The organism is Tessaracoccus zhenghani, from assembly GCF_054552775.1.
Map to the genome: position 1 here is coordinate 1,335,268 of NZ_CM137275.1, position 14,406 is coordinate 1,349,673.

At 69.0% G+C, this 14,406-nt stretch carries 12 protein-coding genes; 6 read left to right on the forward strand and 6 right to left on the reverse strand.

Annotated features, from left to right (window positions below; genetic code table 11):
- Nucleotides 1-12: 12 nt before the first annotated feature.
- The 5 genes from rplW to ACX1DX_RS06495 all read right to left on the reverse strand — a co-directional run bounded on the left by rplW (nucleotide 13) and on the right by ACX1DX_RS06495 (nucleotide 5,342).
- Nucleotides 13-324, reverse strand: coding sequence for a 50S ribosomal protein L23 (rplW, locus tag ACX1DX_RS06475; RefSeq protein ID WP_182763784.1), 312 nt, complete (start codon nucleotides 322-324; stop codon nucleotides 13-15).
- Nucleotides 321-1,058 carry a 50S ribosomal protein L4 gene (gene rplD, locus ACX1DX_RS06480; RefSeq protein WP_076060672.1) on the reverse strand — a complete coding sequence of 246 codons (738 nt, stop codon included), beginning with the start codon at nucleotides 1,056-1,058 and terminating at the stop codon, nucleotides 321-323. Before rplD ends, rplW begins: the two co-directional genes overlap by 4 nt.
- The gene (gene rplC, locus ACX1DX_RS06485; protein WP_459398006.1) at nucleotides 1,055-1,711 is read right to left on the reverse strand and encodes a 50S ribosomal protein L3; all 657 of its coding nucleotides are present in this window, start codon (nucleotides 1,709-1,711) and stop codon (nucleotides 1,055-1,057) included. Before rplC ends, rplD begins: the two co-directional genes overlap by 4 nt.
- A gap of 11 nt (nucleotides 1,712-1,722) precedes the next feature.
- The gene (gene rpsJ, locus ACX1DX_RS06490) at nucleotides 1,723-2,034 is read right to left on the reverse strand and encodes a 30S ribosomal protein S10 (protein WP_040284687.1); all 312 of its coding nucleotides are present in this window, start codon (nucleotides 2,032-2,034) and stop codon (nucleotides 1,723-1,725) included.
- Between the two features lie 347 nt (nucleotides 2,035-2,381).
- The gene (locus tag ACX1DX_RS06495) at nucleotides 2,382-5,342 is read right to left on the reverse strand and encodes a glycoside hydrolase family 2 TIM barrel-domain containing protein (RefSeq protein ID WP_459398007.1); all 2,961 of its coding nucleotides are present in this window, start codon (nucleotides 5,340-5,342) and stop codon (nucleotides 2,382-2,384) included.
- A 485-nt stretch (nucleotides 5,343-5,827) separates the two neighbouring features.
- On the opposite strand from ACX1DX_RS06495, the gene ACX1DX_RS06500 reads away from it, so the two are divergent.
- The 5 genes from ACX1DX_RS06500 to ACX1DX_RS06520 all read left to right on the forward strand — a co-directional run bounded on the left by ACX1DX_RS06500 (nucleotide 5,828) and on the right by ACX1DX_RS06520 (nucleotide 11,746).
- Nucleotides 5,828-7,654 (forward strand): DUF294 nucleotidyltransferase-like domain-containing protein, encoded by a 1,827-nt coding sequence (locus ACX1DX_RS06500; protein WP_459398008.1) that lies wholly within the window; start codon nucleotides 5,828-5,830, stop codon nucleotides 7,652-7,654.
- Entirely contained in the window at nucleotides 7,651-8,322 is a 672-nt protein-coding gene (locus tag ACX1DX_RS06505) for an exonuclease domain-containing protein (protein ID WP_459398009.1), read from the forward strand. Before ACX1DX_RS06500 ends, ACX1DX_RS06505 begins: the two co-directional genes overlap by 4 nt.
- A 72-nt stretch (nucleotides 8,323-8,394) precedes the next feature.
- Nucleotides 8,395-10,146 (forward strand): DEAD/DEAH box helicase, encoded by a 1,752-nt coding sequence (locus ACX1DX_RS06510; protein ID WP_459398010.1) that lies wholly within the window; start codon nucleotides 8,395-8,397, stop codon nucleotides 10,144-10,146.
- 78 nt (nucleotides 10,147-10,224) lie between these two features.
- Nucleotides 10,225-11,181 carry a glutathione S-transferase family protein gene (locus ACX1DX_RS06515; protein ID WP_459398011.1) on the forward strand — a complete coding sequence of 319 codons (957 nt, stop codon included), beginning with the start codon at nucleotides 10,225-10,227 and terminating at the stop codon, nucleotides 11,179-11,181.
- A 22-nt stretch (nucleotides 11,182-11,203) separates the two neighbouring features.
- Entirely contained in the window at nucleotides 11,204-11,746 is a 543-nt protein-coding gene (locus tag ACX1DX_RS06520; protein ID WP_459398012.1) for a hypothetical protein, read from the forward strand.
- 37 nt (nucleotides 11,747-11,783) lie between these two features.
- On the opposite strand, the gene ACX1DX_RS06525 is transcribed toward ACX1DX_RS06520, so the two are convergent.
- Nucleotides 11,784-12,611: a uracil-DNA glycosylase gene (locus ACX1DX_RS06525; protein WP_182763792.1), complete on the reverse strand. Its 828-nt coding sequence runs from the start codon at nucleotides 12,609-12,611 to the stop codon at nucleotides 11,784-11,786.
- A 64-nt stretch (nucleotides 12,612-12,675) separates the two neighbouring features.
- On the opposite strand from ACX1DX_RS06525, the gene maeA reads away from it, so the two are divergent.
- Nucleotides 12,676-14,391 (forward strand): NAD-dependent malic enzyme, encoded by a 1,716-nt coding sequence (gene maeA, locus ACX1DX_RS06530; RefSeq protein WP_459398013.1) that lies wholly within the window; start codon nucleotides 12,676-12,678, stop codon nucleotides 14,389-14,391.
- Nucleotides 14,392-14,406 lie beyond the last annotated feature (15 nt).

Here is a 14,406-nt window from a genome sequence, read left to right on the forward strand (position 1 = left end):
CTCTAGTTCCGGTCAGCCAACCGGCCCGGCGAAGATGTCGATGCTCTGACCCTCGGCAACGGTGACGATCGCGCGCTTGGTGTCGGCGAGCTTTCCGGTGCCGTAGCGGGTGCGACGACGCTTGCCCTGACGGTTGAGGGTGTTCACGGACACGACCTTGACACCGAAGATGGCCTCAATGGCGATCTTGATCTCGGTCTTGTTCGCGTCGGGCGAGACGACAAAGGTGTACTTGCCGTCGTCGAGCAGGTTGTAGCTCTTCTCGCTCACCACGGGACGCAGGATGACGTCGCGGTGATCACGGATCTTCAGCGCTGTCGTCACTTGTCCTTCTCCTCAGTGTTGTCGGCCTTCTTGGCCTTCTTCGCCTTGGGTGCCTCTTCGACAGCGGCTTCCTCAGCGACGGGCTCTGCCACCGCGTAGTCCTCGTTCTTGTCCGCGACGAACGCGGCGAGAGCGGCGGAGGTGAACACGATCTTGTCGTTGGCCAGCACGTCGTAGGTGTTGAGCTGGTCAACCGCGATCAGGTGCAGCGACGGGACGTTGCGCAGGCTCAGCCAGGCGTTGTCCTCGAAACGGTCCAGGACGACGAGCGCCTTGCGGATGTCGCCGGCGACCTTGGTCAGGCCTGCGAGTGCCACCTTCGTCGACGGCTTGTCACCGGCGATCTCGGAGATGACGTAGACCTCGCCGTCACGGGCGCGGTCCGACAGGGCGCCACGGAGGGCGGCCGCAATCATCTTCTTGTTGGTGCGCTGGGCGTAGCTGCGCGGCGTGGGGCCGTGGACAACGCCACCGCCGGTCCAGATCGGCGAGCGACGCGAGCCGTGGCGGGCACGACCGGTGCCCTTCTGACGCCAGGGCTTTGCGCCACCGCCGCGAACCTCGCCGCGGGTCTTGGTGTCGTGCGTGCCCTGACGGGCCGCGGCCAGCTGGGCCACGACGACCTGGTGGATCAGGGGGATGTTGGTGTTCGCGTCGAACAGCGCGGCGGGGAGGTCGGCCTTACCAGCCTTCTTGCCCTTGGCGTCCATGACGTCGATGGTCAGATCGCTCATGCTGCGTCACCCTTCCTAGCTGCGGTGCGGACGACGACGAGGGACCCGTTGTTACCGGGGATGGCGCCGCGCACGATGAGCAGGCCACGTTCCGCGTCGACGGCGTGGATCTTCAGGTTCTGCACGGTCACCTTGGCGTTGCCCATGCGGCCCATCATGCGGGTGCCCTTGAAGACACGACCGGGGGTGGCGCAGCCACCGATGGAACCGGGGGCACGGTGCTTGCGGTGCACACCGTGAGAGGCCTTGAGGCCGGAGAAGCCGTGGCGCTTCATGACGCCCGCGGTGCCCTTGCCCTTGGTGGTGCCGGTGACATCGATGAACTCACCGTCGGCGAAGAGTTCAGCGGTCAGTTCCTGACCGAGCTCGAACTCCGCCGCGTCGGCGGTGCGGATCTCCAGCAGATGCTTGCGGGGCGTCACATCAGCCTTGGCGAAGTGGCCAGCGGCAGGCTTGGTCACGTGCTTGGCCTTGATGGCGCCGAAGCCGAGCTGCACGGCGTTGTAGCCGTCAACCTCGGGGGTGCGAACCTGGGTCACGACGCAAGGGCCGGCCTGGATCACGGTCACGGGGACGACCTTGTTGTTCTCGTCCCACAGCTGGGTCATGCCGAGCTTGGTGCCCAGGATGCCCTTCACGATTCGTTCACTCATTTCAGCAGACCTCACGGAAGCTTGATCTCGATGTCGACACCCGCAGGCAGGTCAAGACGCATCAGCGAATCGACTGTCTTCGGCGTGGGATCGAGGATGTCGATCAGACGCTTATGCGTGCGCATTTCGAAATGCTCACGGCTGTCCTTGTACTTGTGGGGCGAACGGATGACGCAGTACACGTTCTTCTCCGTCGGCAGCGGCACCGGGCCGGCCACCTTCGCACCCGTGCGAGTCACGGTGTCGACGATTTTGCGCGCCGAGCTGTCGATGACCTCATGGTCATACGCCCGCAGCCTGATGCGGATCTTTTGTCCAGCCACAGTCGTTCCTAACTTCTCTTGCCCTTTGGAAATTTCAAGTTCCTGCGGGGTGAAACCCCTTGTCACTCCGTACCACGCGGCCGGGAGTGTCGGCCATTTCGTCTCAACTCAAGGGGCCCTCCCAGGAGGGTGAACCTCATTGATTTGCGCCGCTCGGACCCAGTGATGGATCCAGCTGCCCGACTCCGTTCCAGAGATGTCCCGCAGCGCAGACACGCCACCGAACTCCTCGCGGAGCAACCTGACTATTTAAGCACGCCTCCGGGACACGTCCAAATCGGGGTGTCCGAAACGCTCCGGGTCTGTGCGGCGCTCCCCGCACAGACCCGGTGACGCCCCGCGGAGCGTCAGAGGTGGAAGCGCAACGCCCACTGCGCGGCGCGCGGACGCAGTTGGTACTCAGGCCGGACGTCGGGCCCACAGGACCGGCCGCCGAGGCCCTGCTGCTGGGCGTCCAGGTACAGATGGGTACCCGACGACGGGGGCAGCTCGTGGGGATGCGTGGCAGCCGTGACCTGGTGGACGTCGTGCGCCCGCAGGGTGAAGCCGGGCAGTTCGCCGGCCACCGGTTCCGCGGAGACGGACATCCCCAGCTCCGGCAGCGTCAGTTCCCGCAGGTCGCTGCGATGGCCGCTCTCCTGCGGGACCGCGTAGTCGACGACGAGGTCCTCGATCGCCGAGTCGAACCGGCCGACATAGGCCGCCGCGCGGGAATCGGCATAGTTCTCCGCCGGGCCGGTACCGAACCACTCGGCTCGCTGCAGCCCCTCTGGAAGGGTGAGGTGCAGGCCCACGCGGGGCCAAGCGCCCGTCCACCCCGCGGTCGGCAGGGCGGAGGCATCCAAACGGAGGCCGTGGTCGTCCAACGTCCAGACCAGTTCGACGGTGACCGCCTGTTGAGTGGCGGCCGGGGCGTAGCGGTGCAGCACGGTCAAGGACCCGGGCGCGGTGCGCACGGCGACGACGCGCCGCTGCAGCCTGTCGAGACCGGCGGCGCGCCACTGCTTCTCCCAGGCGGGCCCGTCCGTGACGCCATGGCGGGCGATGGCGGGCTCCTCCTCCGAGTAGGAGTGGAAGCCGTCCAACCGGTCGTTCTCGGTGGGGGCGCGCCACAGCTCGAGGCGTGGGCCCGCCACGTCGTGGCCACCGATGGACAGGAGGTCTCCGGTGCGCGCGTCGAAGCGCCCGGGGCCCAGCGTCAGCACGCCGTCCTCCTCCGAGGGGAGATCTGCCGAGACGAGCGGGCGCAGGGTGGCCGGCGCGTCGGCGAGCAGGACCTGGCCGCGGCTCACCACGTGGCCCTCCCCCGCCCACCCGTTGTCGCCCACCAGCACGGCCTCGATGGTGCGCCAGAGCTCCCCGTCGCGCGGCCCGAAGCCGGGCAACGAGACGACCGCGAGGGCGCCCGGGGCAAGCGCGTCTACCTTCAGCTCGCCGGAGCCGATCTGGCGCCCGTCGAGTTCGTCGCGCCAGACGAACCGCAGGTCCGCTGTGTCACCGTCGTGCCGGCGGTTCTCGATCCACACCTCGCCCGCGGTGACGTGCAGCTTGATGGGTGTGATGACGGCCGCGTACTCGGCGAGCATCGGGCTGGGGGTGCCGTCGGAGAGCAACATGCCGTCGGTCACGAACGAGCCGTCGTGGAGGGGCTCGCCGAAGTCGCCGCCGTAGCCGAAGAACTCCTGCCCGTCAGCGGTGCGGGTGCGCAGACCGTGGTCGCGCCACTCCCAGACGAAGCCACCGTGCCACTGCGGGAGCTTGTCGAACAGTTCCTCGTAATCCGCCAGCCCGCCCGCCCCGTTGCCCATGGCGTGCGCGTACTCGCACAGGATCATCGGCCTCGCGGCGAGCTCCGCACCTCGCCCCGGCGAGCCGAACCGGTTGTGTCCGAGGCCCGCGGACAGGTCCTCCATCTCTTCGAGCGAGGGGTACATCCGAGAGACGACATCGGTGTAGCGGCCCTCGAAGTCGGGCTCATAGTGCACGGGGCGTTCGAGATCCCGACGGCGGAGCCACGACGCCATCGCCGCGGCGTTCTGGCCGGTCCAGGACTCGTTGCCCAACGACCAGGCGATGATCGACGGGTGGTTCTTGTCGCGCTCGAAGAACCGCTCGATGCGGTCGAGGAGGGCAGCACGCCACCGTGGGTCGTCCGTGGGGTTGTCGACCCACCCGTCCATTTCGAAGCCGTGCGTCTCCAGGTCGTTCTCCGCGATCACCCACAGGCCGATCTCGTCGGCCAGGTCCAGCAGCCGCGGGTGCGGTGGGTAGTGCGCGGTGCGCAGCGCGTTGATGTTGTGCCTCTTCATGAGGCGGAACTGCTCGCGTACGACGTCCTCGTCGAAGACGCGGCCGTGGTCCGGGTCATAGTCGTGGCGGTTGACGCCGCGCAGCCGGAGCTTGCGGCCGTTGACGCGCCACTCGTGCCCGACGATCTCGATGCGGCGGAAGCCGACGCGGAGGCTCCGGGTCTCGGCGTCGTTGGTGACCTCGGCGTCGTACAGGGCGGGGCGGTCGGCACTCCAGGGGGACACCTCCCCCACCTCGATGACGGCCACGTCCCGGGCCGAGGCGAAGGTGGTCTCCACCCCTAGCTCCGCGACACGCACGGTGATCGGGTAGGCGGCGTCGACGCACCGCAGTTCGGGGAGGAGACGGCCATGACCCGAGGCAGGGTCGTAGTCGGCCCGGAGCCACACGTCGTCGATCCCCGCCGCAGGACGCGCCAGCACGGCGACCGGGCGGAAGATGCCCGGCAGCCACCACTGGTCCTGGTCCTCCAGGTAGCTGGCTGCGGACCACTGGTGCACGCGCACGTGCAGCACGTTGACGCCGGGCCGGGCCTCTTGCGTGACGTCGAGTTCCTGGGTGAGGCGGCTGCCGCGGACGACGCCCACCTCTACCCCGTTCAGCGACACGATCGCCAGCGACTCGACGCCGTCGAAGCGGAGGTGAACCCGTTCGCCGAAGCCCTCCTCGAGCTCGAACGTGGTGCGGTAGTCGCCGGTGGGGTTCTCGTCGGGCACGAACGGCGGGTCCACAGGGAAGGGGTAGTTGATGTTCGTGTACGCCGGCCTGCCCCACTCCTCGCGCCCCTGCAGCACCCAGTGCGAGGGCACCGCGATGCTGTCCCAGTCCGAGTCGTCGAAGTCGACCGCCGCGGCACCCTCCGGCGCCAGGTCCGGCCGGGCCGCGAAGTGGAACTTCCAGGTGCCGCTGAGGTCGAGCTCAGCCGCCGTCGACGCGATGCGCGCGCGCGGCTGTACGCGCTCGCCTGATCCGGGGGAATACGACGTGATCTCGGACATGCAGGACCTCTCGGTGCCGGGTGGGAGGGGGCAAATCCACCTTAGTGCCCGGCTCGGGAAGGACCAGTGGACACCGGGAGGCGCGGACAAATGCTCAGCGTGTGGGCTCACTTTGTGAGGCGCGACCGGACAAGGCCCAGAGAAAGGCCCGGGCGACCCTGGGCCGAGCGCTGAAGGCTTGGGTGCCGGATGCCTGCGTTGGAAAAGCCCGATTTCAGTGCTGGATGTGGCGCCGAGGACGGCAACAAACCCGGCAGTGAAGCAAGCCCTTGCCGCCCTGTGTGACCCTGCATCGATCCGACTGCGCAAACTCGGGCCATCAAAGCACCCAGTTCGAGGTCTTCTCCGCGAACGGGACCCAAGTGCGCAATCGCCCCGCGCACATCACCGCTGCGGCGCGGGGCAATCGGCACAGCGGGCTGAACCCCCCCGTCGCGACGCAGAAGCTAGGCTGGGCGCGACGCTTCTGATCAAGGGGGATCACCGTGTCCGAGTTGGCCGAAACCATCCAGTTCCTCGCGGCCCGCGAGCCCTGGTCGCTGTTGAGCGCCCAACAGATCGAGTCCTTCGCACGCCGCGCCGTGGGGCAGTACGTCCGACGCGGAGACGTGGTGCTCGCCGCGGGGCAGGCGCCCCTGGCGATGTTCGTGGTGCGGTCGGGAGCCGTCGAGATCATCGACGCCAACGGTGTGCTGATCGACCATGACGAACAGGGCGACTGCTTCGGCCAGTCGTCGATCCTCGAGGAGCGGCCCTCCCGGTTCACGTTCACGGCCATCGAGGATTCGCTGCTGTGGTCGTTCGCCCCGGAGGTGGTGCGGGAACTGGTGGCCTTTCCTGAGGTGAGGCGCTTCTTCACCGAGGCCAGGCTGGGTGACGCGACGCGCCATGTGCCGGAGGGTGGGCCGGTGCTGCAGGTGCCGGTGCGCGAGATGCTCACCCGCTCCCCCATCACCATCGACCTGGGCCACACCGTCCGGCAGGCCGCCCTCGCCATGACCGAACACCGCGTGAGCGCCATCATCGTGACCAGCGGCGACGGCGACCTGGCCGGCATCCTCACCGACCGCGACCTGCGTCGCGTGGTGGCCGACGGCATCGACGTGGACAGCCCTCTGTCGGCGGTGATGAGCCACACCCCGTTCACGATCGGGGCGGATGCGCTGGCGCTCGACGTGCTGCTGTCCCTCGTCCAGCACAAGATCCACCACCTCCCCGTGCTCGAGGACGACAAGGTGCTGGGGATGGTGACCTCCGGCGACCTCATGCGTCTGGAGCGCTCCAGCCCCCTGTACATGGTGGGCGACCTGGCCAGGCAGCACGATGTCGCCGGGTTGGTGAAGGTGATGGGCAGGATCCCGAACCTGGTGGGCAGACTGCTGCGCCAGGACGCCACCGCCGAGGACATCACGCGCATCATCAGCCGCACCACCGAGGCGCTGGCCCAGCGCATCGCCGAGATGGGCGAGGCCGAGCTGGGCGCGCCCCCGGTGCCCTACGCCTGGGTGGCGCTCGGCTCGTTGGCCCGGCAGGAGCAGGCGTTGGGCTCGGACCAGGACCACGCCTTCATCCTCAGCGACGACGCGCTACCGGAGCACGACGAGTACTTCGCGGCGCTGGCCGAGTACTGCACCGCCGCCCTGGTGGAGTGCGGTTTCCCGCGCTGCCGGGGAGAGGCGATGGCCACCAACCCGCGGTGGCGGATGCCGCTGCGCGAGTGGCAGCGCACCTTCTCGAACTGGCTGGCCGCCCCGACGTCGGAAGCGGTGCTGAACTCGTCCATCTTCTTCGACATGCGGCCCCTCCACGGCGACCACACGCTCTACACCGCGCTCCAGCAGCGCGTGCTGCGGGCCGCCCCGGAATCCACCCGCTTCCTCGGCCACCTGGCCAAGCACGCCAACGCGGCCGAGGTCCCCGTCGGGTTCCTCCGCGGTTTCGTCGTGGAGAAGCGTGGCCAGCACCGCGACCGGCTCGACATCAAGCTGGGCGGCATCAACCCCATCGTCGACGTGGCCCGGATCTACGCGTTGCGCTGGGGGTTGCCGCAGGTCAGCACCCGCGCCCGGCTCGCCGCCGCTGCCGAGCACGGCGCAGAGGTGGAGAACCTGCTCGATGCCCACGAGTTCCTCGGCTACATCCGGCTGCAGCACCAGGGCCGACAGGTGGCCGCCGGCAGCGAACCCGACAACCACGTCAACCCCGAGGACCTGTCCGACTTCGAACGCAGATCGCTGCGCGAGGCGTTCGTGATCGTCGGCAAGGCGCAGGCGGCGCTCAACGTGGCGTTCCAGACGCAGTTCATCTCATGAGGTGGTCCCTCAGGCGTGGCAACGCCGGGCTGTCCGACAAGGTCCCCGACGGGGGGCTCAGGCGCTACCTGCAGACCGAGCCGCCGCCGCGGGACACGCCCATCGACCAGGTGCCCCTCCTCGCGGTGGACTTCGAGACCACGGGTCTGGTTCCGGGCACCGACAAGGTCATCTCGGTGGGCATGGTCGACGTGGACGGCCTGCGCATCCCCATGGGCAGCGCCACCAACTACCTCGTCAACCCCGGGGAGGGCGTGGGTCAGTCCGCGATCATCCACCAGCTCACCGACGACGAGGTGCTCGCGCACGGCGTGACCACCGAGGAGGCCCTCGACCGGCTGTTCCACCGCCTCGCCGGGCGGGTGCTGCTCGCGCACCACGCGACGATCGAGGTGGGGTTCATCGCCGCAGCGGTCAAGCGCGTTTACGACGTGAGTATCACCCTGCGCGCCGTCGACACCCTCGGGCTCGGGCTGCGGGCGCTCGGCATGGACGAAGACCATCCGCGCGACGCGCTGCGCCTCTGGAAGCTCCGCCGAAGGGCCGGACTGCCGAGCTACAAGGGCCATGACGCTGTCGTGGACGCCCTCGCCTGCGCTGAGTTGTACCTGGCGCTGGCCCAGGAGTTGCAGCTCCGGGATCTGGGCGCGGCCCTGCGCCTCTCCTGACGCCGACGGCGGGTCAAGCGGACACGCGGCTGCTTTGCAAGGTGGGGTTGGGGGGTTAAAGTCGGGCCCCGTATGTCCTCCTCGGCTCTCGACCACCTCTCCCCCGCCTTCCCCCAGCGCGCCGCCTGGGGCACTGCGTCGTCCCTGCGCGCCTGGCAGCAGGAGGCACTGGACCAGTACGAGCGGGACCAGCCGAGGGACTTCCTCTGTGTCGCCACGCCCGGCGCAGGCAAGACCACCTTCGCCCTGCGCGTCGCCCTCACGCTGCTGCAGACCCGGCGGGTCCGGCGGATCGTCGTGGTGACACCCACTGAGCATCTGAAGGTCCAGTGGGCCGACGCCGCGGCCCGCGTCGGCATCCAGCTCGACCCGGGGCTCGGTGGCTCCTCGAAGCGGGGACGCTCGCGCGAGTTCCACGGCTCCGCGGTCACCTACGCCGGCGTGGCCGCCCGCTCCTACGTCTACGAGGCGCTCTGCCACTCGCAGGAGACGTTGGTGATCTTCGACGAGATCCACCACGCCGGCGACTCCAGGAGCTGGGGCGAGGCCATCGTCTACGCCTTCAAGGCCGCAGCCCGCCGCCTGTCGCTGACCGGTACCCCGTTCCGCTCAGACGAGAACCCCATCCCGTTCGTGGCCTACGACGAGCTCGCCCCGGGTGTGAAGCAGTCGCGGGCGGATTACACCTACGGATACGCCGAGGCGCTGGCGGATTCCGTGGTGCGCCCCGTCATCTTCATGAATTACGGCGGGCCCATGCGGTGGCGGACCAAGTCCGGCGACGAACTCGAGCTCGACCTGGGCGTGCCCACCACCAAGGACCTCACCGCCCACGCGTGGCGCACCGCGCTGTCGCCCACCGGCGAGTGGATCTCCGCGGTGCTGCGCGCTGCAGACAAGCGGCTCACCGAGGTGCGGCGGCATCTGCCTGATGCGGGCGGCCTCGTGATCGCCACCAACCAGACCACAGCCCGCGCCTACGCTCGGCTGCTCACCGAGATCACCGGGGCCAAACCGACGGTCGTGCTCTCCGACGACACCAAGGCCAGCGGCAAGATCGACGACTTCTCGGCCTCCGAGGACCGCTGGATGGTGGCGGTCCGGATGGTGTCCGAGGGCGTCGACGTGCCGCGGCTCGCCGTCGGCGTTTACGCCACGGCCACCTCCACCCCCCTGTTCTTCGCGCAGGCCGTGGGGCGCTTCGTGCGTTCACGCCGCAAGGGCGAGGTGGCCACCGTCTTCCTCCCCACCGTCCCCGTGCTCTTGGCGCACGCCGCCACGTTGGAGAAGCAGCGCGACCACGTGCTGGGGCGCCCCAAGACCGACGAGACGGACATCTGGGCGGAGACCGAGGCGCTCATGGAGGCCGCGAACCGCTCGGAGTCGGCCTCCGACGACCTGTTCGGCGAGTTCGAGGCGCTCGAATCCAAGGCGACCTTCGACCACGTCCTCTTCGATTCCCAGGCCTTCGGCATGCATGCGGAGCCCACCAGCCAGGACGAGGCCGATTACCTGGGCCTGCCCGGCCTGCTCGACGCGGGCCAGGTCAGCCAACTCCTCGCCGAGCGCCAGCGCCGCCAGATGCGCCGCCGCGAACGCGAGGACACCAAGGCGGAGCCGGAGGTTGCGCTCCACCGCGCCATGGCCTCGAAGCGCAAAGAACTCAACTCGCTGGTCAGCCAGTACGCCCGGCTCAAGGGGGTCCCGCACAGCCACGTGCATGCGGACCTCCGTCGGGAGTGCGGCGGCCCGCCGCTGGCCAAGGCCTCGCAGGCGGAGGTGGAGGAACGCGTCCGCTCCATCCGCGCCTGGCTGCGCGGCTGACCCCTCCCCCGCAGGAGTTCACCCCAACAGATTCCCCTGGATCTGGAATTAAGTTGAACTGTCAACTATGATGGGGGTATGAGCGAACAGCAAGAGCATTCCACTGGCGGCGTCTACTCCTCCAAGGGCAAAGAGTTCAGCCGCGACACCCGCTACATCGAGACCCGGATCGTCGCCGAGCCCCGTGAGGGCACCGACGACTACCCCGTCGTGCCGAACCGCTACCGCCTGATCGCCGCCTACGCGTGCCCCTGGGCCAACCGCGCCATCATCGTGCGGGAGCTGCTGGGCCTCGAGGACGTCATCTCGATGGGGAACCCCGGCCCCACCCACGACGCGGATTCCTGGACGTTCGACCTGGATCCCGACGGCGTCGACCCGGTGCTGGGCATCGCCAAGCTCAAGGAGGCCTACGAGAAGCGCTTCCCCGGCTATCCGCGCGGCATCACCGTGCCCGCCATCGTGGACGAGACCACCGGGGAGGTGGTGACCAACAACTTCCCGCAGATCACCGAGGACCTCTACTTCGAGTGGAAGCAGTTCCACAAGGAGGGAGCCCCCAACCTCTGGCCGGACGACGTCCGCGAGGAGATGGAGGAGGTCATGCAGCGCGTCTACACCGAGGTCAACAACGGTGTGTACCGGTGCGGCTTCGCGGGCTCACAGGAGGCCTACGACGCGGCCTACGACCGGCTCTGGACGGCCATGGACTGGCTCGAGGAGCGCCTCGGCAGCCGCCGGTACCTCATGGGCGACCAGATCACCGAGGCCGACGTGCGCCTCTTCACCACCCTGGTGCGCTTCGATGCTGTCTACCACGGCCACTTCAAGACCAACCGCAACAAGCTCAGCGAGATGCCAAACCTGTGGGGTTACGCCCGCGACCTGTTCCAGACGCCCGGCTTCGGCAACAACGTGAAGTTCGACCAGATCAAGGACCACTACTACATCGTCCACACGGACCTCAACCCCCTGGGCATCGTGCCGAAGGGCCCGGACCTGAGCGGCTGGGACACCCCGCACGACCGGGGCTGACCCAAGTAGACTTAAACGCGTGATGACAAGCAACGATGCGGTGCGCCGTCCCGACGGCCGCCGGCGGCTCGCCAAGTGGTTCGCAGCCGTCGTCGCATCCAGGGCAGGGGCCCCGGGTGCGGCCACCGGCCCGTCGGCGCGCGTGCAGTCCGTCAAGGAGGAGTTCGCAGCACTCCGCTCCAACCTCATCTACCGCATCGAACACGCCGCCCTGTTCGACGACGCGGCGTTGCTGACCCGCGAGTTCCACCTGGCGCTGAGGCGCTGGGAGGAAGCGCAGGGCAGCGACGACGACGAATTGCTGCAGCGCGCCGCGTCGGAGGTGGAGTTCTCGTTCCGCACGGCGAGGTCGCACGCGGAGACCGTCGGGCTCACGCACCTGCCGGCCGGCTCCCGCGCCAAGGCAGACCGCGCGATCCGGGCAGCGCGCCTGGCAGAGCGCGCGACCACCGAGCAGGAGCGCGAGGAGGCCGTCGCCCACGTGGCCGGCCTGCTCGACGCTCTGTCGCTGTACTACCTGCCGTCGCCCACCGAGGTGCCCCACCTGCTGGGTACCGCCCGCTGACCCGGACCCGCACGGCCCCACCGGAGGGTCGGCGGGCTCACAGGCTCCGCAGCACCGCGTCCAGCATCTCCTCGGTGAGCCTGCCCGTGAACGTGTTCTGCTGGCTCACGTGGTAGCAGCCCACCAGCGCCACCTCCCGCCCGTCCGGAGTGCGGAGTGGGGCGCGGGCCCCGTGCCCGAACCTGGGTTTGGGTTTCGGCACCTCCCACCCTGCGTGCCGCACGGCAGCCAGCGTGGCGTCCCACCCGATGCCGCCCAGGCACATGATGGAGCGCACATGCGGGGCGGAGATCCCCAGATCCGCATCGAGCCACGGCGCACAGGTCCGCTTCTCCTCGGTGGTCGGCTTGTTCTGCGGCGGAGCGCACCGCACCGTCGCCACGATCCGCACCCCGATCAGTTCCAACCCGTCGCCGGCGTGCTGCGAGGTGGGCTGCGTCGCCATGCCGGCCCGGTACAGCGCGGCGTAGAGCCAGTCCCCCGACCGGTCGCCGGTGAAGTTGCGCCCCGTCCGGTTCGCGCCGTTGGCCGCCGGCGCCAAGCCGACGATCAGGACTGGGGCGTCGGTGGGCCCCAGCGCCGGAGCGGGGCGACCCCAGTACGGCTGGTCCGCGAACGACGCCCGCTTCTGCACCGCCACCAGCTCGCGCCACTCAACGAGGCGGGGACAGGCGCGGCACACCGAGACCCGCGCGTCCAGCTCCTCCGGCGCAATGCCGCGCGCCAGCCGGGCGACATCGTCGGGGGTGTGGGCCACGGGCGTCGACGGCGTGGCCGGGTCGCCGGGCCAGCCGGTGCCCGGCGGCACCGGGGAGGCGAACAACTGCCCGGTGATCGGGTGCGGCAGCTCAGGCGACGGGTGCATGGGGCGACTATAGTTCGGTCCTGCAGGCCGCACGCCGCAACGTCGTCACCGTTAGGCTGGGCGCATGCCCAAGCGCCAATACGAGTCCCTCCCCGGCAGCCACGGGTCCCGCGTCCGCATCAAGGCCCGCGGCGGGGCGGTACTGCGTGATCCGCGCATCAACCGGGGCACGGCATTCACCCACGATGAGCGGGAGAAGCTGGGCCTGACCGGCCTGCTGCCCAGCCACGTGACGCCACTCGAGGCCCAGCTGCACCGCTCCTACATGCGCTTCAAGAACGCGACCACCCCCCTGTCGAAGTTCTCGTATCTCCAGGGCCTGCGGGAGCGCAATTCCGTGCTGTTCTACCGGCTCCTCAGCGAACACCTGGAAGAGGTGATGCCGGTGGTCTACACCCCCACCATCGGCGAGGCGATCAAGGAGTTCAGCTTCTGGTTCCAGACCATGGACGGCGTCTTCCTATCGATCGACCGACCGGAACTGGTGGAGGCCTCCCTCCGCGCCACGGAACTGGGCGGCGACGACGTCGACATCCTCATCGTGACGGACTCCGAGGGCATCCTCGGCATCGGCGACCAGGGCGTGGGCGGCATCCAGATCTGCAACGGGAAGAAGTCGCTGTACACGGCCACCGCGGGCATCGACCCCGACCGGATGCTCTCGGTGGTCCTCGACGTGGGCACGGACAACCTCAAGCTGCTCAACGACGAGTTGTACCTGGGCGAGCGGCACGCGCGCGTCCGTGGTGAGCGCTACGACGCCTTCGTCGCCTCGTTCGTCGCGGCGGCCCAGACCGTCTTCCCCAACGCCATGATCCACTGGGAGGATTTCGGCGCCAGCAACGCCCACCGTCTCCTGGACGCCTACCGCGGCGACATCTGCACCTTCAACGACGACATCCAGGGCACCGCGGCCGTCGTGGCGAGCGCGATCCTGGCGGGCGTCCAGGCCAAGCGGGAGAAGCTCGGCCAACAGCGCTTCGTCATCCACGGCGGCGGCACGGCAGGCGTCGGGATCGCCGACCTGCTCGTCGACCTGCTCGTCAAGGAGGGGCTCACCGGGGACGAGGCACGCAGGCTGTTCTGGGTGACCAGCAGCCGCGGTCTCGTCACCGACGACGCCACCCAGCGCTTCCGCGACTTCCAGCGCCCGTACGCGAGGGGCATCGGCGAACTGGGTGAGTGGGACCTCAACCACCCCGGTCTCTACAAGCTGGCCGACATCGTGCGCAACGTGCACCCCACCGTCCTGATCGGCACCTCGGGGCAGCCTGATTCCTTCTCCGAGGACATCATCCGCGACATGGCCGCCCACGTGGAGCGCCCGCTCATCCTGCCGCTGTCCAACCCCACGACGCTCGCCGAGGCCCTCCCGGAGGACTTGCTGGAGTGGACGCACGGCCGGGCCCTCATCGCCACCGGCTCACCCTTCCAGCCGGTGCTCCGCGACGAGACGACCTACACCATCGCGCAGGCGAACAACGCCTTGGTGTTCCCCGGCCTGGGCCTGGGCGTCGCGGTCTGCAACGCCGAACGGGTGACCGACTCGATGATCGCGGCCTCGGCGGAGGCCGTGGCCTCGCTGGCAGAGGCCCGGCGACCCGGGCAGTCGCTGCTGCCCAGCATCAACGACCTGCGGCGCGTCTCCGCGACGGTGGCCATCGCCGTCGCGAAGGCTGCGGAGGCCGACGGTGTGGCCAGGACGCCGCTCACCAACCCGGTTGAGCAGGTGTTCGAGTCCATGTGGATGCCGAACTACCCGGAGCTGGTCTTCGACTGACCTTTCCTCCCGCCT